This window comes from Shewanella sp. 2_MG-2023, assembly GCF_030548905.1.
Lineage (GTDB): Bacteria > Pseudomonadota > Gammaproteobacteria > Enterobacterales > Shewanellaceae > Shewanella > Shewanella electrodiphila.
In genome coordinates this window covers 62,665-83,823 of record NZ_JAUOSO010000009.1, presented here as the reverse complement: position 1 = coordinate 83,823, position 21,159 = coordinate 62,665, and the positions used below count along the sequence as shown (strand labels likewise).

Annotated in this window: 19 protein-coding genes; 11 read left to right on the top strand and 8 right to left on the bottom strand. The window is 40.9% G+C overall.

The window, feature by feature from the left end; translation table 11 throughout:
- The first annotated feature begins 56 nt into the window (after positions 1-56).
- From fabD to Q4600_RS10730, 6 genes are all read left to right on the top strand, one after another.
- On the top strand, positions 57-983 hold the full coding sequence (fabD, locus tag Q4600_RS10755; RefSeq protein ID WP_303516159.1) for an ACP S-malonyltransferase: 927 nt from the start codon (positions 57-59) through the stop codon (positions 981-983).
- 9 nt (positions 984-992) lie between these two features.
- Entirely contained in the window at positions 993-1,739 is a 747-nt protein-coding gene (gene fabG, locus Q4600_RS10750; protein ID WP_102528697.1) for a 3-oxoacyl-ACP reductase FabG, read from the top strand.
- A 160-nt stretch (positions 1,740-1,899) separates the two neighbouring features.
- On the top strand, positions 1,900-2,133 hold the full coding sequence (acpP, locus tag Q4600_RS10745) for an acyl carrier protein (RefSeq protein WP_011496723.1): 234 nt from the start codon (positions 1,900-1,902) through the stop codon (positions 2,131-2,133).
- Between the two features lie 210 nt (positions 2,134-2,343).
- On the top strand, positions 2,344-3,588 hold the full coding sequence (gene fabF, locus Q4600_RS10740) for a beta-ketoacyl-ACP synthase II (protein WP_102528698.1): 1,245 nt from the start codon (positions 2,344-2,346) through the stop codon (positions 3,586-3,588).
- Between the two features lie 272 nt (positions 3,589-3,860).
- Positions 3,861-4,346 (top strand): acyl-CoA thioesterase, encoded by a 486-nt coding sequence (locus tag Q4600_RS10735; RefSeq protein ID WP_102528699.1) that lies wholly within the window; start codon positions 3,861-3,863, stop codon positions 4,344-4,346.
- Positions 4,347-4,379: 33 nt separating this feature from the next.
- Positions 4,380-5,252 (top strand): NAD(P)-dependent oxidoreductase, encoded by an 873-nt coding sequence (locus Q4600_RS10730; RefSeq protein ID WP_229370364.1) that lies wholly within the window; start codon positions 4,380-4,382, stop codon positions 5,250-5,252.
- Between the two features lie 166 nt (positions 5,253-5,418).
- Here Q4600_RS10730 and Q4600_RS10725 read toward each other — a convergent pair whose 3' ends face one another.
- Positions 5,419-6,927, bottom strand: a complete 1,509-nt coding sequence (locus tag Q4600_RS10725; RefSeq protein WP_303516151.1) for a methyl-accepting chemotaxis protein — start codon at positions 6,925-6,927, stop codon at positions 5,419-5,421.
- A 395-nt stretch (positions 6,928-7,322) separates the two neighbouring features.
- On the opposite strand from Q4600_RS10725, the gene pheS reads away from it, so the two are divergent.
- From pheS to lpxM, 4 genes are all read left to right on the top strand, one after another.
- A complete protein-coding gene (gene pheS, locus Q4600_RS10720) occupies positions 7,323-8,306 on the top strand; it encodes a phenylalanine--tRNA ligase subunit alpha (protein ID WP_102528702.1) in 984 nt (327 codons plus the stop codon).
- A gap of 15 nt (positions 8,307-8,321) precedes the next feature.
- On the top strand, positions 8,322-10,709 hold the full coding sequence (gene pheT / locus Q4600_RS10715) for a phenylalanine--tRNA ligase subunit beta (protein ID WP_303516146.1): 2,388 nt from the start codon (positions 8,322-8,324) through the stop codon (positions 10,707-10,709).
- Between the two features lie 4 nt (positions 10,710-10,713).
- Positions 10,714-11,013 (top strand): integration host factor subunit alpha, encoded by a 300-nt coding sequence (ihfA, locus tag Q4600_RS10710; protein WP_102528704.1) that lies wholly within the window; start codon positions 10,714-10,716, stop codon positions 11,011-11,013.
- A gap of 180 nt (positions 11,014-11,193) precedes the next feature.
- Positions 11,194-12,129, top strand: a complete 936-nt coding sequence (lpxM, locus tag Q4600_RS10705) for a lauroyl-Kdo(2)-lipid IV(A) myristoyltransferase (protein ID WP_303516143.1) — start codon at positions 11,194-11,196, stop codon at positions 12,127-12,129.
- A 151-nt stretch (positions 12,130-12,280) separates the two neighbouring features.
- Here lpxM and Q4600_RS10700 read toward each other — a convergent pair whose 3' ends face one another.
- The 6 genes from Q4600_RS10700 to Q4600_RS10675 all read right to left on the bottom strand — a co-directional run bounded on the left by Q4600_RS10700 (position 12,281) and on the right by Q4600_RS10675 (position 18,107).
- Positions 12,281-13,411: a cupin domain-containing protein gene (locus Q4600_RS10700; RefSeq protein WP_303516141.1), complete on the bottom strand. Its 1,131-nt coding sequence runs from the start codon at positions 13,409-13,411 to the stop codon at positions 12,281-12,283.
- A 101-nt stretch (positions 13,412-13,512) separates the two neighbouring features.
- The gene (gene purB, locus Q4600_RS10695) at positions 13,513-14,883 is read right to left on the bottom strand and encodes an adenylosuccinate lyase (RefSeq protein WP_102528707.1); all 1,371 of its coding nucleotides are present in this window, start codon (positions 14,881-14,883) and stop codon (positions 13,513-13,515) included.
- A 40-nt stretch (positions 14,884-14,923) separates the two neighbouring features.
- Positions 14,924-15,544: a high frequency lysogenization protein HflD gene (hflD, locus tag Q4600_RS10690; RefSeq protein ID WP_102528708.1), complete on the bottom strand. Its 621-nt coding sequence runs from the start codon at positions 15,542-15,544 to the stop codon at positions 14,924-14,926.
- Between the two features lie 3 nt (positions 15,545-15,547).
- A complete protein-coding gene (gene mnmA / locus Q4600_RS10685; RefSeq protein WP_303516135.1) occupies positions 15,548-16,666 on the bottom strand; it encodes a tRNA 2-thiouridine(34) synthase MnmA in 1,119 nt (372 codons plus the stop codon).
- A gap of 167 nt (positions 16,667-16,833) precedes the next feature.
- A complete protein-coding gene (locus Q4600_RS10680; protein ID WP_248955338.1) occupies positions 16,834-17,313 on the bottom strand; it encodes an NUDIX hydrolase in 480 nt (159 codons plus the stop codon).
- A gap of 134 nt (positions 17,314-17,447) precedes the next feature.
- The gene (locus Q4600_RS10675) at positions 17,448-18,107 is read right to left on the bottom strand and encodes an rRNA large subunit pseudouridine synthase E (protein ID WP_303516129.1); all 660 of its coding nucleotides are present in this window, start codon (positions 18,105-18,107) and stop codon (positions 17,448-17,450) included.
- 283 nt (positions 18,108-18,390) lie between these two features.
- Between Q4600_RS10675 and Q4600_RS10670 the strand changes: the two genes are divergently transcribed.
- The gene (locus Q4600_RS10670; RefSeq protein WP_303516127.1) at positions 18,391-20,616 is read left to right on the top strand and encodes an NADP-dependent isocitrate dehydrogenase; all 2,226 of its coding nucleotides are present in this window, start codon (positions 18,391-18,393) and stop codon (positions 20,614-20,616) included.
- Positions 20,617-20,857: 241 nt separating this feature from the next.
- Here Q4600_RS10670 and cspD read toward each other — a convergent pair whose 3' ends face one another.
- Positions 20,858-21,064, bottom strand: coding sequence for a cold shock domain-containing protein CspD (cspD, locus tag Q4600_RS10665; protein WP_055024439.1), 207 nt, complete (start codon positions 21,062-21,064; stop codon positions 20,858-20,860).
- Positions 21,065-21,159: the final 95 nt, after the last annotated feature.

Below are 21,159 nucleotides of genomic sequence, written 5' to 3'. Positions count from 1 at the left end.
ACAGACGACAGACGAATAATTTCATTTTTCATGAACGAATAAAGGTAATAAAAATAATGGAAAATATGGCTTTTGTTTTTCCTGGTCAAGGTTCGCAAGCCGTTGGCATGTTAGCAGATCTTGCTGCGGATTTTCCGGTTGTCACTGAGACATTTGCACAAGCAAGCGAAGTATTGGGTTATGACCTTTGGGCGCTAACTCAAGATGGACCCGCTGAAAAGTTAAATGAAACAGATAAAACTCAACCTGCATTATTAACCGCAAGTGTGGCTATTTTCCGCGCTTATCAAGCAAGCGGTGCGGCTCAACCTGCTTTATTAGCAGGCCATAGCTTAGGTGAGTACTCCGCGCTGGTATGTGCTGGTGTGATTGATTTTGCAGATGCTATAAAATTAGTCGAGCTTCGTGGTCAACTCATGCAACAGGCTGTTCCAGCAGGCACAGGTGCGATGTTTGCTATTATCGGTTTAGATAATGATGCAATCGCTACAGCTTGTGAACAATCAGCCAATGGCGCAGTGGTTAGCCCGGTTAACTTTAATAGTCCTGGCCAAGTCGTTATCGCTGGTGAAAAAGAAGCGGCAGAAAGAGCTGCGGCTGCGTGTAAAGCGGCAGGGGCCAAAATGGCAGTAGCATTACCAGTGAGTGTGCCGTCTCATTGTGAACTGATGAAACCTGCAGCTGATAAGTTAGCGATAGCATTAACCGAATTGAATTTTAATGAGCCTCAAATTAGCGTGATAAATAATGTTGATGTTGCTACGCCAACTGCGGCAAGTGACATTAAAGATGCTTTAGTTCGCCAGTTATATTGCCCTGTGCGTTGGAGTGAATCGGTCGAGCTAATGGCAAGTAAAGGCATCACAGATTTAGTAGAAATGGGCCCAGGTAAAGTCTTAACGGGTTTAACAAAAAGAATTAATAAATCATTAAAGGGGCATGCGGTTAACAATGCAGCGTCTTTATCTGCTTTAATCCAATAAGGAATTTTCATGAGCATTAGCTTTAATTTAACCGGTAAAGTTGCATTAGTCACTGGCGCAAGTCGTGGTATTGGACGTGCAATCACTGAAACCTTGGTCGAAGCCGGCGCAGTTGTTATTGGTACTGCAACCAGTGAAAAAGGTGCTGCGGCGATTCAAGAGTACCTTGGCGACAAAGGTCACGGTCTAGTATTAAACGTTACTGATAAAGAATCAGTTGCACAATTATTCGCCCAGATCAAAGAAAAAGCCGGTGATGTTGATATTCTTGTAAACAGCGCGGGTATCACTCGTGATAATTTATTAATGCGAATGAAAGATGATGAGTGGCAAGATATCCTTGATACTAACTTAACGTCGCTATTTAGATTATCAAAACCTGTAATGCGCTCAATGATGAAAAAACGTAATGGACGCATCATTAACATCGGTTCAGTTGTTGGTACCATGGGCAATGCAGGCCAAGTAAACTACTCTGCAGCTAAAGCTGGTTTGATCGGATTTACAAAATCTCTTGCAAGAGAGGTTGCATCTCGTCAAATAACAGTGAATGCTATTGCACCAGGTTTCATACAAACTGACATGACAGATGAGCTAACTGAAGAACAACAGCAAGCTATCATGTCACAAGTTCCAATGGAGCGTTTAGGGCAGGCACAAGAGATTGCTAACGCAGTATTGTTCTTAGCATCTGACTCTGCTGCTTACATAACGGGTGAGACCCTGCATGTAAATGGTGGAATGTACATGGTTTAATCGCCTTCAAAGGCAACGACTTTTATTGAATCTGGTTTGATATCAAAGTATGATAATTTTCGTGGTTAGACCACGAAAACTAAGCTTGCATTGTCAGCTGGATCGAATAAACTACTCGCAATCTTACGCAAGTGTGTAATTTGAATAGGAAAGAAAACTAATGAGCAACATCGAAGAACGTGTAAAGAAAATCATCATTGAGCAACTTGGCGTTAAAGAAGAAGACGTTAAATCAGCTGCATCATTCGTAGACGATTTAGGTGCAGATTCTCTGGACACTGTTGAATTGGTTATGGCTCTAGAAGAAGAGTTTGATACCGAGATCCCTGATGAAGAAGCTGAAAAGATCACTACTGTTCAAGCAGCGATCGATTACGTTTCAAAAAATCAGTAATCCCAGATTCACAAAAACAGGTGGCATTTATGCCGCCTGTTTTTGTTTCTGAAGTCGATACTTTTCGACTAGACTTAATTTCCAAGCGTTAATCCTCAGCTCCATCCTTATCTACTCAATGCTAAATGTACCGGTACAAAGTCATTGATGATGGATTAACCAATATTGTTTATTATTGGCTTATGCCTATTTATTTCAAAGGTGAATACTGTGTCTAAACGTCGTGTTGTCATTACAGGCCTAGGACTAGTTACTCCAGTGGGTAACGATGTCGATTCTTCTTGGCAGTCTTTATTAGCGGGTAAAAGTGGTATTGCACCCATTACCAAATTTGATGCAACTGAATTCAGTACGCGTTTCAGTGGCTCTGTAAAAGATTTTGACGTCGAGCAGTACTTATCGCGTAAAGATGCGCGCAAAATGGACTTATTTATCCAATACGGCATGGCTGCTGGTATTCAAGCCATGAACGATGCCGGTTTGGATATGGAAAAAGAAAACCCTTCACGAGTGGGAACTGCAATTGGTGCTGGAATGGGGGGGATGCCATTAATTGAGCAAAACCACGCCGCATTATTAAAAGGTGGCCCGCGTAAGGTTTCTCCATTTTTTGTCCCAAGTACTATTATCAATATGATAGCAGGGCACTTATCAATCAAATATGGCATGACAGGCCCGAATTTTGCTGTAACAACCGCTTGTACTACTGGTGTGCATAACATTGGTTTTGCAGCGCGTACCATTGCATATGGCGATGCCGATGTGATGGTTGCAGGCGGTGCAGAGGATGTGACTTCACCACTTGCAGTCGCAGGTTTTGGCTCGGCTAAAGCGTTATCGACTCGTAATGACGATCCGCTTGCTGCAAGCCGTCCATGGGATAAAGACCGTGATGGCTTTGTTATTGGTGATGGTGCAGGAGTGATGGTCATGGAAGAGTATGAACATGCAAAAGCACGTGGTGCCAAAATTTATGCTGAACTTGTTGGGTTTGGCATGAGTGGCGATGCTTTCCATATGACTTCACCTCCAGCAGATGGCGCAGGTGCTGCTGCTGCAATGGTTAATGCTATCAATGATGCGCAAATTGAAAATGAAAAAGTGGGCTACATTAACGCTCATGGCACATCAACACCAGCAGGTGACAAAGCAGAAGCTGCAGCGGTTAAATCAGTATTTGGCCCTCATGCTTATGATTTATTAGTCAGTTCGACTAAGTCTATGACGGGGCATTTATTAGGCGCTGCGGGCTCAGTTGAAGCTATTGTTACTATTTTGGCATTACGTGATCAAATCGTACCGCCAACCATTAATTTAGATAACCCAGATGAAGGCTGTGATTTAGATTTCGTTGCCCATAAAGCAAAAGAGCATACATTTGACTACGCATTATGTAATTCATTTGGTTTTGGTGGCACTAACGGCTCGCTTTTATTCAAAAAAGCGGATTCGTAGAGTAAAGCACATCTTAAAATATGCCATAAATCAGTTTTGAATTATAATTAACATTCAAAATGAATACATAATAAAAGCAGTAACTTCGGTTACTGCTTTTTTATATTTGCTGTTTAATAGATTCATTCCTTTATTATCGAAACGTGGATATTTTCGAGGATAAATAACAATTCAATAATATAATGACTAAATTATTACAAAGCTGATTTTTTTAACGTTTTAGGTTTAAAAATATCGTAAACTGAGTCTAGATGATTCATTTAGGAGGCTGTATGGCCGGTATTGATAGAGAAATAACCTTACGATTTTTGGCCGAACCCGCAGATGTTAACTTTGGCGGCAAAGTGCACGGCGGCGCGGTAATGAAATGGATTGATTTGGCGGCTTATGCTGGCGCGGCAGGTTGGAGCGGGAAATACTGTATTACGGTTTATGCTGGCGGTATTCGTTTTGTGAAACCTATTCATGTTGGCAATATTGTCGAAGTGAGCGCTAAAGTAATTTATACCGGTACATCATCAATGCACTTAGGTATTGATGTAAAAGCGGGCGATCCTAAAGAACCTGAACGCCATTTAACCACCCATTGTATTGTTATCATGGTTGCGGTTGATGATGATGGTAAACCAACTTCTGTACCTGAGTGGATCCCACAAAATGAAGACGATGTTCGTTTAAGAGACTCTGCATTAAGATTAATGGATATGCGTAAGCGTATTGGCGCAGAAATGGAAGCGCACGTTAAACCTGCACTGTAATTATAAAACCATTAAAATAATAAGAAGGATAATATGGCAAAGGTAGCATTTATCGGACTTGGTGTTATGGGATACCCAATGGCGGGTCATCTTGTCAAACAAGGCCATCAAGTCACTGTGTACAATCGTACCACGGCGAAAGCGGAAAGGTGGACTCAAGATTATCAAGGTGAGTTCGCGTTAACGCCAGCTTTAGCTGCAAAAGATAAAGATATTGTATTTACCTGCGTTGGTAATGATGATGATTTAAGACAAGTTATCTTAGGCGACAACGGTGTTATTCACGGTATTAATCAAGGTGCTGTACTCGTCGATCACACAACAGCATCAGCGGATGTGGCACGTGAAGTTGCTGCTTTATTAGCTGGCCAAAATGTCGAGTTTTTAGACGCACCTGTTTCTGGTGGCCAAGCTGGGGCTGAAAATGGTGTACTGACCGTGATGATGGGCGGGAAAGAGTCGGTTTTCAATCAAGTCAAACCCGTGATTGAATCTTATAGCCGCTGCGCTGAATTATTAGGTGATGTTGGCGCTGGTCAATTAACTAAAATGGTTAATCAAATCTGTATTGCAGGTGTGGTGCAGGGGCTCGCTGAAGGGCTCCATTTTGCTAAAAGTGCTGGTTTAGATGGTTTAAAGGTGGTTGAAGTTATCAGTAAGGGAGCAGCACAAAGTTGGCAAATGGAAAACCGTTACCAAACCATGTGGCAGGGCGAGTATGACTTTGGGTTTGCGATTGATTGGATGCGTAAAGATTTAGGTATCGCCCTTGAAGAAGGTAGACGTAATGGCAGCCATCTTCCCGTCACTGCATTGGTCGATCAGTTTTATTCAGAAGTGCAGTCAATGAAAGGTAATCGCTGGGACACTTCAAGTTTATTGGCTCGATTAGAGAAAAACCGTTAATGCTTCACTAGTGTTAATTAAGCTGTATTAGCACTGCTAGATTAATGCGTTTAACTTACTTATAGCTAGATAATATTGTCAGATAAAACAGCCAGTTAAAATTGGTAAATAAAAGCTCGTCACCATCTAGGGACGAGCTTTTTTGCATTTATATGCCGATTTGATTTTAAATCTTCAAACCAATCATTAGTTTATCGAGTTCTTCAGCCGTCGTGTTTAGCTCATTACAACCAGATACTGATAAATTGGCCGCTTCCTCAACATTATGGGATTGATTTCTAATTTCCATTAAATTAGAGGCTATTTCATTTGCGACAGCTGATTGCTCCTCTGCTGATGTAGCGATTAATACGCTCATCTCAAACACTTTACCACTATGATGGGCAATGCTTTCTAAATCGTCACCAGTTTGAAGGACATGCTTTTTACCTTCTTCTGCTTGTTCAACGGTGCGAGACATAACTTGTGTTAGGTTCTGAGTACCAGATTGTAAAGCTTCAATCATGGTTTTAATTTCTACCGTGGCAGATTGTGTTCTACCTGCAAGAGTACGAACCTCATCGGCAACGACAGCAAACCCACGACCTTGCTCACCCGCACGTGCAGCTTCAATAGCAGCATTTAAGGCAAGTAAGTTGGTTTGTTCAGAAATGGCATTAATTGTGGTTACAACTGCATCAATTTTACTGGCATTGTCATTTAATTCATTCACAGCGTCTGAAGCGCCAGCAATTTCAGTTGAAAGTAAATCAATGGCTTGCACTGTGGTTTCAATGTCGTTAGACCCTGCTGTAACCTGATTATTCGCCTCTTGAGTCTCTGCTGAAGATTGTTCTGCATTACGGGCCACTTCTTTAACGGCTGCAGTCATTTCCTCCATGGCTGTAGCCAGTGAGTCCAAATGTTGACGTTGATTAACAGCGACAGTTTGACCCTCTTCAGCCGTGTTTCTAAATGAATGTACTACATGCCTAATTTGCTCAGTAGCATGAGTCATTTGAACGACAAGTTTGTGTTGCCTGTCAACCAATTCATCAACACTAATAGCCAGCAAACTAAATTCATCGGGGACTTCGAAAAAGTTTAATCGACTAGTTAAATCGCCTTCAGTTGCTCTACGTAGCGCCATCACAGTGGTATATAACGCGCCGCCGATAAACGTTGAGATGTAATAAGAAAAGAACAAAATAATTGCAATAATCAACACCATTAATAAATAGGCCAAATTATTATCGCCGCTGGTTTTATCATCGATAGTTTTGTGCGCTATTTGAGTGGTGATAACAATATCGTGAGAATTAACATTACTAAAGACATTAAAGCCTTGGCCTGTTTCGAGGGAACCGCCACCTTGACGTGCGATTTGTTGTTCTTGGCGAGAAAGCGTATCAATATTAACCGCTCGGCTTGAGCCATTTAAGTCAGATAGGAAAGCTTGTTGTTTATCTTGTTCAAGTAAATCTAAGGCAGCTTCAACTGCATGATTATAAGTATTGTTAAGGGATATAGCTTCTTCAATTTCAGCTTCAGCTAAGGTCGTTTTAAAACTGCTTGTCAATGTAAAAGTCAGCAATAAAATCAATGCAATCGGAACAATCGCCAATATTGTGAATTTGGATTTAATGGATAATTTAATTAAAAATTGATCAATCCATCTAAACTTTACTTCTTTCATTTTGGCCTCTTGTTTTATACGCGCTATGTCGTTTTATCGGATAATACTGATTAAACTTTAGATGGAGTTTTGTTAAAGGCAATAATGGCTGACGGATTAATTGCTACTGGCTTGTATATATTGAATTATTCATAAAATTATACTTTTAGGGGTATAAGATTTTTTAGCGTTTGATAAATTTCAATTTACATGAGGCTAACTCATGATAACGCAGGAGTTTACTGGTTTAAATTGCAATAAATGCTAGTAAAATAAGCCTAGGTCACGTAAAATCCCATCTTTTGTTTTAACCCCATGCTTTAGGTTTAATTTTACATTTATGCCTAGACTAAATATGTCGTCTATCCTTAGACGCCCAAACGCATTTGATATGCAAGAATGCAGTGGAAGAAATAATGCAGCAGTTAACTGAGATCGTAGAACAAGCCTTAGAAGTAATAGGTAAGGCCAGTGATCTAAAGGCATTGGATGATATCCGTGTCGATTACCTTGGTAAAAAAGGTAAGATCACTGACATGATGAAATTGATGGGTAGCTTAAGTCCAGCAGAGAAACCTGCTTTTGGACAAGCAGTCAATAAAGCAAAACAAGCGGTACAGAAAGAACTTTCTGAGCGTATTGAAGGCTTAAAGTCTGCAGAATTAGAAGCGCAACTTATCGCTGAACAAATCGATGTTACCTTACCAGGTCGTACAATTGAATTGGGTGGCTTGCACCCAGTGACCCGTACTATCGAACGTATTGAAACTTTCTTTGGCGAGTTAGGATTTTCGGTTAAGAACGGTCCTGAAATTGAAGATGATTTCCATAACTTTGATGCATTGAACATTTCAGAGCATCATCCGGCTCGTGCAGATCATGATACTTTCTATTTTAACCCTAAAGTGATGCTACGTACGCAAACTTCAGGTGTTCAAATTCGTACTATGGAACACGAAAAACCGCCTTTACGTATTATTTCTCCAGGCCGTGTTTACCGTAATGACTACGATCAAACTCATACGCCAATGTTCCACCAGGTGGAAGGGCTGTTAGTTGATGAGAAAGTTAACTTTGCTGAGCTGAAAGGCATTTTGCATGATTTCTTGCGTAACTTCTTTGAAGAAGATTTAGAAGTTCGTTTCCGTCCATCTTACTTCCCATTCACTGAACCTTCTGCAGAAGTGGATGTGATGGGCAAAAATGGCAAGTGGTTAGAAGTATTAGGTTGCGGCATGGTGCACCCTAATGTCCTTCGCAGTGTCGGTATTGACCCTGAAAAATACTCTGGTTTTGCTTTTGGTATGGGGGTTGAGCGTTTAACAATGCTGCGTTACGGCGTAAATGACTTACGTGCCTTCTTCGAAAACGATTTACGTTTTCTTAAGCAATTCAAATAACGGAGCAATATAAAGATGAAATTCAGTGAATCTTGGCTTCGTGAGTGGGTTAACCCATCAGTAAGTCGTGACGCGTTATCACACCAAATTACAATGGCAGGTCTTGAAGTAGACGGCGTTGACCCTGTAGCCGCCGAATTTAGCGGTGTTGTTGTCGGTGAAGTGGTTGAGTGTGGTCAGCATCCTGATGCTGACAAATTGCGTGTAACCAAAATTAATGTCGGTGAAGAAGAGTTAATCGATATCGTTTGTGGTGCACCAAATTGTCGTTTAGGTCTTAAAGTTGCTGTTGCTATGGTAGGTGCTGTTTTACCTGGTGACTTTAAAATTAAGAAAGCTAAATTACGTGGTCAACCATCATTTGGTATGTTGTGTTCGTACGGTGAATTAGGTATCGACATCGAAAGCGATGGCATTATCGAATTACCGACAGATGCTCCAATTGGTAAGGATGTTCGTGAATACCTTGACCTTAACGATGCGGTGATTGACGTTGATTTAACGGCAAACCGTGCAGATTGTTTAGGCATGGCTGGTCTTGCGCGTGAAGTTGGCGTATTAAACCGTGAAGCAGTAACAGAGCCAACTTGGGAAGCAGTAGCTTCGACTATCGACGATAAAGTTGCGATTAATGTTATCGATGCACAAGCATGTCCTCGTTACTTAGGCCGCGTAGTTAAAAACGTTAACCTTGCTGCAGCAACTCCATTGTGGATGCAAGAAAAACTGCGCCGTAGTGGTATTCGCTCAATTGATCCAATTGTAGATATTACTAATTACGTATTAATTGAATACGGTCAGCCAATGCATGCATTTGACTTGGCTACCTTAGCGGGTGCTATTCAAGTTCGCTTAAGCGACGGCGTAGAGAAATTAACGCTTCTAGACGGTAATGAAGTTACTGTGCCTAATGATACGTTAGTGATTGCAGACGACAGCGGTTCAATCGCGTTAGCCGGCGTATTTGGCGGTGAAAAAACCGGTGTTACCACTAAAACTCAAGATATCCTTTTAGAGTGTGCATTCTTTGCGCCTCTTGCGATTATGGGTAAGTCACGCCGCTTAGGTCTTCATACCGACGCTTCACACCGTTTTGAGCGTGGAGTAGACCCTGAACTACAACATAAGGTTATGGATCGTGCGACTCGTCTAGTATTAGACATTTGTGGCGGCGAAGCTGGCCCTGTTGAAGAAGCTGTGACTGAAGCTCACTTGCCTAAGCCTGTTGAATTGACATTACGTCGCAGCAAGCTAGACAAAATTCTCGGCCATCATATTCCTGATACTGACGTGACTGAAATTCTTGAGCGTTTAGGTTTCAATGTCACCGCTAATGCTGAAACGTGGGATGTTGTCACTGCAACTTATCGTTTTGATATGGCGATTGAAGAAGATCTTATTGAAGAAGTGGCTCGCATCTACGGATATAACAATATCCCTAATATCGCGCCTGTAGCTTCATTAACCATGTCTGATCACAAAGAAGCTGATATTTCACTACGTAAAGTACGTAATGTTTTAGTCGCACGTGGCTTCCAAGAAGCGGTGACTTACAGCTTTGTTGATCCTAAGCAACAAAATCTTGTTCACCCTGATGCGCCAGCGATGATTTTACCGAATCCTATTTCGGTTGAAATGTCAGCGATGCGCCTCTCTATGTTCACTGGATTATTGACGTCAGTTGGTTATAACCAAAGCCGTCAACAAGGTCGAGTGCGTTTATTTGAGACTGGTTTACGCTTTGTCCCTGATGCAGAAGCAGATTCTGGTGTTAGACAAGAAGCAATGATTGGTGCGGTGATTTCAGGTGTTCAAAATGACGAACATTGGTCAATGGATTCAAAAACTGTCGACTTCTTTGATTTAAAAGGTGATTTAGAATCAATTATCGGCTTGACAGTTTCGACTTCTGAATTTACTTTTAGAAGTGCAACACATTCTGCTCTTCATCCGGGGCAATGTGCTGAAATACTAAGAAATAATCAGGTCATTGGTATCATTGGTGCTGTCCATCCTAGTTTGGAAAAGCCTTTTGGACTGAATGGCAAAACAATTATTTTTGAGTTAGAACTGGACGCTTTACTGCATGCCAGTTTGCCGCTAGCCCAGACTGTATCTAAGTTTCCTGCAAATCGACGTGATATTGCTGTTGTTGTTGAAGAAGAAGTTTCTGCAACTAATGTTATGAATTTGATAAGAAAAGTTGGCGAAAATCAGTTGGTTGGCTTAAACTTGTTCGACGTATACCGAGGTAAAGGTGTTGAAGCAGGCAAAAAGAGCCTAGCAATAGCACTTACATTACAAGACATTACTCGTACGCTTGAAGAAAAAGATATAACCGAAACTGTTGATTCAGTTGTATCTGCACTTAAGACCGAGTTCAACGCATCGTTGAGGGACTAAAAGTATGGCACTTACCAAAGCCGAAATGGCAGAACATCTTTTTGAAACGCTGGGCATGAACAAACGTGTTGCCAAAGAGATGGTTGAGTCTTTCTTTGAAGAAATTAGAGAAGCACTCGAAAGTGGTGAGCAGGTCAAGTTATCTGGCTTTGGAAACTTTGATCTGCGCGACAAGAATCAAAGACCGGGAAGGAACCCAAAAACTGGTGAAGATATTCCAATTTCAGCTCGACGTGTTGTGACGTTCCGTCCAGGACAAAAGTTGAAAACTCGAGTTGAAGAATCGAACTCGGCTAAGAAATAGTTTCGCTTTATTCAAAAAGCCACTCAATTGAGTGGCTTTTTTGTTTTCTAAAATTAATTAATCACTACTCCTGATGTTGGAGAGGTAAAAATATCGTGCTGTGAGTAGTAGAAAATTGTTATTATATGTCTTTGGCTCCGCTATTCATTTCACTGCGCTGATGTAATTTTGAGGTTTCTTTTGGCTAGACAAGCAAAACATTTCGATCGTCGATTTACTCTTTCTTTGTTACACCCTCGATATTGGGGTACTTGGTTTGTCATTCTGATTTTATTCATTTTTGGCATTATGCCGGCTTGGCTACGCGATCCCATTTCGCGACTCCTCGCCAAGCTTGTAATGTCGATTGCTAAAAAACCAATTAATATTGCACGAATTAATATGCGTACTTGTTTTCCAGATAAGCCAGAAGCAGAAATTGATGCCTTGATTAAAGACAATGTCGATATGTTTGTTCTAACATTAATGTCGCAAGCTGAGTTGTTACTGCGCTCTAATGAACATATTAAAAGTCGTGTCACGATTGAAGGTTTTGAACATGTCGAAGCTGCAAGACAAGTAGGGCAGCCGATGATTTTTATCATGCCTCATGTTTGGCCAATCGATTATGCTGGGATCAGGCTTAATATCGAACTGCCGATGGTGACAATGGCAAAAGCTCACAGGAATGGCTTGTTTAACTGGTTTAGCAACCGTCTACGTAGTAGTCAAAACGGTCGTGTTTACATGCGAGAGGCGGGTATACGTGCTCTAATCAGCGAATTAAGACAAGATAATAGTTTCTTTTACCTGCCAGATGAGGATTTAGGCCCAGAACAAAGCGTTTTTGCGCCATTACTGGGGACTGTTAAAGCAACACTGCCAGTGGTTGGCCGTTTAGCTCAAGCAGGAAAAGCGCAAGTACTGCCAGTTAAAATTGGTTATGACAAACAAGCGCGACAGTTTAATTTAACCGTGATGCAGGCAGTAGACCCAGAAGACATGCAAGGTAAGGATAATGAAGCCATTGCCCTTAACAAAATGGTTGAACAGGTTATCAATGCATATCCTGAGCAATACATGTGGTTTTTAAAGTTTTTGAAAACAAGACCTGATGGCGAGAGTAAACTGTATTAAATCCTACAGTCAGTGATTTGTGCTGTTGTAAGTGATAGTTGTGTTTCAATCACTTTAACCAATATTAAAATTAAATTGAAAAGGCACAAAAGATGAATCTTTTGTGCCTTTTCAATATGTATCTTATAACCCATCAATGATAAATAATGGGTTATTCAGAGAAGTAAAACCAACCTTGATTGATAAACTCTGTGAGTATTAATAGTAAAGCGGGGTGATGACTCCAAGTCGATAACATTGGTTGACTGATTGAATGCTCATTAGCGATAACCTTGATAATATCTGCATCGATGCCTTCAACACTGACTACTTCACCATTCACATAGAGATGGGCTTGTGTATCCGCCTCAAGTGTTAATACTTTTAAACCACCAATACGTTGCATACTTGCACCGTCTTCAATGGCTTCAATCATATCTTCAGCCGAAATAGGTTGCTCGAATGGATTAAGGTCAAGTTCAAAACGATTTTGACTAAGCAACTTACCTAACATTGTTTGATACTGATTCGGGTTATTTGCTAGCTCAGCTAACAAGTTCATCATACCTTGTTGTTGCTGTTGGCTAACAATGCCTTTATTGGCTTGTTCTTCAATTGAAATAAATCGCTGTTTACCCGCGTTATTGTCAATTAAAGAGTCAGCAAGTTCAGTTAATAGCTCTTGCTGACTAGGGGCCCTAAAACCAATGGAGTAACTTAACGCAAGGGTTAACGTTTCACCACAATGTGGATAACCAGGGGGAATATACAGTACATCGCCTTTGGTCAATACAACATCAATGATAGGCTCAAAGTCGTCTACTAAAGGGCTGTTTTTATCACCGCCACGCTGCTTATGGTGACCATTATTGCCCACTTGCCAGCGACGCTCACCTTCGCCTTGAATGATAAATACATCATAATTATCGATATGTGGTCCAACACCGCCTTTTGGCGTCGCAAAAGAGACCATTAGATCATCAAAGCGCCAGTCAGGTAAAAAACGAAAGGCTTCCACTAATGGCTGTGACTCAGGGTACCAATGGTTAACGGCTTGAACTAATAATTGCCAGCCATCTTCACCGTATTCGTCATAATCCTCAAATGGCCCTTGGACCACATTCCAGCCTTGAGCTTGTGTTTGCACAATACGTGAAGAAATATCTTCTTCCATGGCTAAACCCGCTAGTTCATCTGCAGAAATAGGATCTTCGAATGCATTGAAGGCATTTTTAATCACAATAGGTTTTTTTTGCCAGTTTTCACGTATGAATTCAGCAGTATCAAAATTTAATGTATACATAATTGTAAAAAAGGCGACAGCTCATAAGAGGTGTCGCCATTCCTTATTCTACAAACAAGTGACTTTTATAAATAATTTTATATAAGCATTTGTTTGGAAGATTATTTTAACTCGTCAACAAATGCTTCTGCACGGCCGATGTAGTTAGCTGGTGTCATTGTTTTAAGCTCTGCTTTGACACTGTCAGGCAGTTCTAAACCATCGATGAATAAAGCAAGTTGCTCGCCATCAATACGCTTACCACGTGTTAGCTCTTTTAATTTTTCATATGGCTTTTCAATACCATAACGACGCATTACTGTTTGTACGGGCTCAGCCAATACTTCCCAGTTTTTGTCGAGCTCTGCTAACAGGTTAGCTTCGTTAACTTCTAACTTGCTGATGCCTTTCATCGTTGCTTGATAAGCAATCAACGAGTGGGCCATACCAACACCTAGGTTACGTAAAACCGTAGAATCCGTTAAGTCACGTTGCCATCTTGAAACAGGTAATTTCGCGGCTAAATGCTGCATTAGCGCGTTAGCAATACCTAAGTTACCTTCTGAATTTTCAAAATCAATAGGGTTAACTTTATGCGGCATGGTTGAAGAACCAATCTCTCCAGCAATAGTACGCTGCTTGAAGTGGCCCATGGCAATGTAACCCCAGATATCACGATCGAAATCGATTAGGATTGTATTGAAACGTGCTACGGCATCAAATAATTCGGCAATGTAATCATGCGGTTCGATTTGAGTCGTGTATGGGTTCCAGTTAATGCCAAGGCTAGTCACAAAACGTTGTGACAGCTCATGCCAGTTAACTTCTGGGTAAGCTGAGATGTGTGCGTTGTAGTTACCTACTGCACCATTGATTTTACCCATGATTTCAACAGCGTTGATTTGGTTTAGTTGACGCTCTAGACGTACTGCTACGTTTGCCATTTCTTTACCTAAAGTTGTAGGTGAAGCTGGTTGACCGTGAGTACGTGACATTAGCGGTACAGACTTGTTATCCGTCGCTAACTTTTTAATGGCATCCACAATTTCTAAACACTGAGGTGCTAGAACAAGTTCACGCGCTTCTTTAAGCATTAACGCATGAGACAAGTTGTTAATGTCTTCTGAGGTACAAGCGAAATGAACAAATTCGTCAATAGCGACTAATTCAGCATTATCAGCAATTTGTTCTTTAATGAAATACTCAACCGCTTTAACGTCGTGGTTGGTGGTTCTTTCAATTGTTTTAACGCGTAATGCGTCTTCTTCGCTGAAGTTATCCTTGATGCTATCCAGTAAGATTAATGCTTCTTCACTGAATGGCGGAACTTCTTCAATCTCTGGGCAACTTGAAAGTAGTTTTAACCAGTTAATTTCAACTTGAACACGGTATTTAGTTAAACCGAATTCGCTGAAAATACCTCGTAATGAGGTGGTTTTGCTACCATAACGACCGTCTATCGGAGAGATAGCGGTCAGTGCAGAAAGATCCATTTGAAGCTCCTTGATGAACTTTTGTTGTAGGGTGATACGATTAATTATTTTTACGGCTACTAATTGCAGTATCCACAATGGCCTTACGAGCAAAAACAAGGTGACGACGTTTGCCACCTAATTGACGCCATAAAACAGCACTGCGCATAGCTGATAGAAGTAAAGCACGGATTTTTTGTTGTACTTGCGGTTGTTGCAAGCAAGCTGGATTACCAGAAATTTGTAATTTAGGGCCAAGTTCGCTGATCACATCGCTATAAATACTCGCTAAACTTGCGACAATTTGCTCATCTGTGATGGCAAAGTGGTGTAACTGTCGATGGACTTGGTTAATTCGTTCTGCAAGCATGCCTAAGCCATTTGCTGAGCGAGCGAGTTTACGCTCCAGAGCGAGCATACCGACAAGATAGCGTGTGGTTTCAACATCTTTGCTATTACCATCACCTAATTGTTGTTCAATTAATTGATAGCCTTTATTTAATGCATGCTTATCTTGGTAGATATCAGAAATTGATTCTGGGTCTGTCACCATAATGGTGTTCAAACTCGCAGCCATTGCGGTTTCGTCTGATTCACCATGACGAGCAAGGTGTTGAACTTGAGCAACCGCTTGTAAAATACCTGCAAACGCCATAGTGCGTTCAAATAATACTTGGCTCACGACCTATCCTCTAATTAAGGTATCGATAATGCCGCCACCAAGGCAGACTTCACCATCATAAAATACGGCTGATTGACCTGGCGTTACCGCTGCAACAGGTTCATCAAACATGACTTTGATGTTATCAGCATCTACTGTTGTCATGGTGCATTTTACATCGTGTTGGCGATAGCGAGTTTTTACCGTAATGCTTGCTGGTGAGCTAGGACCTTGGCGGTCAACCCAATGTAGTTGACTGACCAACATGCCATGAGACATTAGGCGAGGGTGGTTGCCACCTTGTGCGACGATTAATACATTACGTAATAAGTCTTTTTCAACCACATACCAAGGGTCGTCATTGCTGTTTTTCAAGCCGCCGATACCTAAACCTTTGCGTTGCCCTAAGGTGTGATACATCAAACCTTGGTGGGTACCAATGACTTCACCTTCAGCGGTTTCTATATCACCAGGTTGTGCAGGTAAATAGGTGCCTAAAAAGTCGGTAAACTTACGCTCACCAATAAAGCAAATACCGGTGCTGTCTTTTTTATCATGGGTGATTAAGCCCATTTCTTTGGCGATATCACGAACTTGATATTTCTCTAACTCGCCCACTGGGAACAAGCTTTTAGCAACTTGCTTGTCACTTAAGGTGTAGAGGAAGTAACTTTGGTCTTTATTGCCGTCAACGCCACGTAGCATTTGGGTGGTGCCGTCTTCGTTATCTCGACGACGCACATAATGGCCCATAGCAATAAAGTCAGCATCAAGAATTTCGTCTGCGAATTCTAAAAATGCTTTGAATTTGATTTCTTTGTTACACATGATATCGGGATTTGGCGTGCGACCCGCTTTGTATTCTTCAAGGAAATGTTCAAATACATTGTCCCAATACTCTGAAGCGAAGTTAACTGTATGCAACTTAATACCGAGTTTGTCACAAACAGCCTGAGCATCTTTTAAATCTTCGGCTGCAAGACAGTATTCATCCGTGTCATCTTCTTCCCAGTTCTTCATAAATAATCCTTCAACCTGATAGCCTTGCTGCATAAGCAGATAAGCTGAAACTGAAGAATCTACACCGCCGGACATACCTACGATGACTTTTTTACCATTTGAATTGGGATTGATTGATGTCATAAAACCTAAAAACCAGTGAATTTACGGATACAAGAGATGATCATGTGGTCGACGTTAGCGCTTTTCAAGTCGCTGTATATATATCGCCAAGTTCTGTTATCAAAATCGGTCATAAAAACCGAAGAAAAACATCACGAAAATCTCAAAAATGTGCGGCGCATATTCTATCATGCATTGTTGTTGTCGGCTATGATCTGCAAGTCACTATTAATCAGTGATAATGGGCTGTGAGCTTTATGTAAAAAGTCTTCTATGGATTTAATCACTAACGGGCTTCTAAGCTGATGTTTCCGCGCTTTAATTTCATCCAGAGTGAACCAATGGCAGGCAAGGATATCTTTATCTAAAGGCTGACAAATTATCAGGTTTTTAGTCTCAGCGGCAAAGGTAAAACGCACGAAGGATAATTGTTCATTCGGGCTAAACTGGTAGACGCCGATAATACCGAGAAGCTCGATATCTAGCCCCGTCTCTTCCTTAACTTCTCTTTTACAAGCTTCTGGTATCGATTCTTGCGCTTCAATATGACCTGCAGGTTGATTAAAGCGAGTTTCACCATCAATGATTTCTTCGACAAATAAAAATTTATTTTGGCAATGGATAACACAAGCGACCGTAGTATTGGGTTTATAACGTTCTTTTGTCATTGAGCTATCCTTTTGTCATTGAGCTAGTCTTTTGTCATTGAACTATTTTTTGGGCTTGGGCTATTCTTTGGGCTTGGGCTTTATTTTAAGCTTAAGCATGGCTTGAAAGCTAAGCTTATGATGGTTATCAATTGTTACTGTGCAAGTGTTTTATATTGGCCATTGGCAATATCATCTAAACTCCATTGGCCTATTTTATAGCGAATTAATCTTAATGTAGGGTGACCAATATGTGCTGTCATTCTTCTAACCTGTCTGTTCCGGCCTTCACAAATTTGGATTTCTAACCAAGTTGTTGGAATGGATTTACGCTCTCTAACTGGGGGAATTCTGTCCCACACCGCTGGTTCATTCATCACAGTCACTTTGGCCGGTAAAGTCATACCATCTTTTAATTCAACACCTTGGCATAACGCATTAATGGCTTGCTCACTGGGTTCACCTTCAACTTGCGCCCAATAAGTTTTAAATGTTTTTTTGTTAGGTTGAGTAATTTGAGCTTGTAATTTACCGTCATTAGTCAGCAATAATAAACCTTCACTGTCTCTATCTAATCTGCCAGCAGCATAAACATCTTTTACTGGGATAAAATCTTTTAATGTTTGTCTTCCTGACTCATCAGTAAATTGACATAGCACATCAAAAGGTTTGTTAAATAACACTATTATTGGATTCTCAACTGCTTTTTTTACAGGGCGTTTAATGGTTTTTCTGGTATTGTTGCTAGACTTTTTGGCTGTTCTGGCAAATGCCGGTTTGCTATTAAATCGTTTTGTTTTGTCATTTGCTGGCATAAATAAGCCTATTTAAGAGCGAAATTAAGTTATTTTGCATAGTTTACTTGGCATTGGGCCTTAGTGGAATTTGAATCTGCGAGATAATGATCTATGATGTTGGCCTAAAAAATGTGATCTGTGCCCACTTTTGTACCCGCAGTCACAGTTAATTTTTCTATTTCATATGGATTTGTGCCGCAGATAAATAGACTTCGACAATTAGATTGAAGCTGTTTTAGGTAGATACTTATTACAATAATAATTTATAAAAACTTTTTATTTCAATAATGTAGGAAAAAGCATGAAAGATAACTCTCCAACGATCATTTATACTGAAACTGATGAAGCACCCGCATTAGCGACGCTTTCATTACTCCCTATCATCCGTACATTTACTAATGCTGCAGGTGTTAAAGTTGAGACCCGAGATATATCTTTATCAGGCCGTGTAATCGCAAACTTTCCTGAAAAGTTAACTGCTGAGCAGAAAATTTCTGACGCATTAACTGAATTAGGTGTTATGGCTGGCACTCCTGAAGCCAATATCATTAAATTACCTAATATCAGTGCCTCAATTCCGCAATTAAAAGCGTGTATTGCAGAACTTCAAACTAAAGGTTATGACATTCCGAATTACCCGGACGAGCCAGCAACAGATGCTGAGCGTGATGTTCAAAGCCGTTACGACAAAATTAAAGGCAGTGCAGTAAACCCTGTATTACGTGAAGGTAACTCTGACCGCCGTGCGCCGACGTCAGTTAAAAACTATGCTAAGAAAAACCCACATTCAATGGGTAAGTGGGCGAGTGATTCAAAGTCTCATGTTGCGCACATGAGCGAAGGCGACTTTTACGGTAGTGAACAGTCAGTCACATTAACTGCTGCTGATACTGTTAATATCGTACTGACCCAAACTGATGGTCAAGAAGTGACACTTAAGCAGGGGCTTCCATTACTTGCAGGTGAAATCATTGATACTGCAGTTATGAGCAATAAAGCGCTGCAAGCATTTTACGAGCGTGAAATTGAAGCTGCTAAATCTGAAGACGTTTTATTATCTCTTCACTTAAAAGCGACAATGATGAAAGTCTCTGATCCAATTTTATTTGGTCATGCTGTTAAGGTCTTCTTTAAAGATGTATTTACTAAGCATCAAGCATTATTTGATGAGCTAGGTGTAGATGTAAACAATGGTTTTGGTGATGTTTACGCTAAAATCGCAGGTTTACCTGAAGCTCAGCGTGCTGAAGTTGAAGCTGACATCGCAGCGGTATACGCAAAGCGTCCAGCACTTGCGATGGTAGATTCTGATAAAGGCATTACTAACCTTCATGTACCGAGTGACATCATTATTGATGCATCGATGCCAGCGGCTATCCGCTCATCAGGTAAAATGTGGGGCCCAGACGGCCAATTAAAAGACACTAAAGCAATGATCCCTGATCGTTGTTACGCGGGTGTTTACCAAGAAACTATTTCTTTCTGTAAAGAAAATGGTGCCTTTAACCCAACGACAATGGGCAGCGTGCCTAACGTTGGCCTAATGGCGCAAAAAGCAGAAGAATACGGCAGCCACGATAAAACATTTGAAATAGCATCAGCAGGTGTTGTTAAAGTGATCAATAGCGCGGGTGATGTGCTAATGAGCCACAATGTTGAAGCGGGTGATATCTTCAGAATGTGTCAGGTGAAAGATGCGCCTATCCGTGACTGGGTTAAACTAGCGGTTAATCGTTCTCGTTTAAGCAACACACCAGCAATCTTCTGGTTAGACAGCAAGCGTGCACATGATGCGCAGCTCATCACTAAAGTAGAATTGTACTTAAAAGATCACGATACAGCTGGTCTTGATTTACAAATTTTAGCACCAGTTGAAGCAACACGAGCGACACTTGCCCGTGTTCATGAAGGTCTAGATACGATTTCAGTCACTGGTAACGTTTTACGTGATTACTTAACTGATTTATTCCCAATTTTAGAACTGGGTACCAGTGCTAAAATGCTATCAATCGTACCACTAATGAATGGCGGTGGCTTATTTGAAACTGGCGCAGGTGGTAGTGCACCTAAGCATGTTCAACAGGTTGAGAAAGAAGGGCATTTACGTTGGGATTCTTTAGGTGAGTTCTTGGCATTAGCGGCTTCATTAGAGCACTTAAGTCAAACTCAGAATAATCCTAAAGCACAGGTATTAGCTGATACGCTTGATACTGCGATTGGACAGTTCTTAGATAGCAATAAGTCTCCTTCACGTCGTGTAGGTGAATTGGATAACCGTGGTAGTCACTTCTATCTTGCTATGTACTGGGCACAAGCTTTATCAGTTCAAACGGCTGACACCTCATTTGCAGCTGAATTTTCTGCATTAGCTGAGTCATTAACCACTAACGAAGCGGAGATTGTTGCTGAACTGAATGGTTCACAAGGCCCAGCTGTCGATTTAGGCGGTTATTTCCGTTTAGATGCAGCAAAAGCTGAAACAGCAATGCGTCCAAGTGCATTATTGAATTCGTTTATTACTGCGTAATTTAATATTTAGCGGTATCGCTTAAGATAAAAACAGAGGCCTTGTGTCTCTGTTTTTTTATTTGGGTTTAAAAATGAGTGATATTAACGTGATGATACAAAGATTTTTGTAACTAAGTTTATCAATATTAAAATAAATGTTGAGTGTTTTTCAGGCAAACAAATCGTTATTGATAATTAATTGGCTAAATAAAAAAGGCAGAGATTAAAATCTCTGCCTTTTTGTATTATAGTTTCACCGACTATTTAGTTGGTGAAATGGCTGAAGCATGCATCCCTTTTGGGCCCTGCTCAGTTTCGAAATCTACCGGTTGGCCCGCTTTTAGCGTTCTATAACCTTCCATTTCGATTGTTGAATAATGCGCAAATACATCTTCGCCACCCTGATCTGGGCAAATAAACCCGAATCCTTTGGCGTTGTTGAACCATTTAACAGTTCCGCTTGCCATACTTCCACTTCCTTCTGTTGTCTACTTACCAGTAAGATAGTAAAACTTATTTTTATCAGCGGTCTCTATTGCCGCCTCAGAACAGAATGAAATTT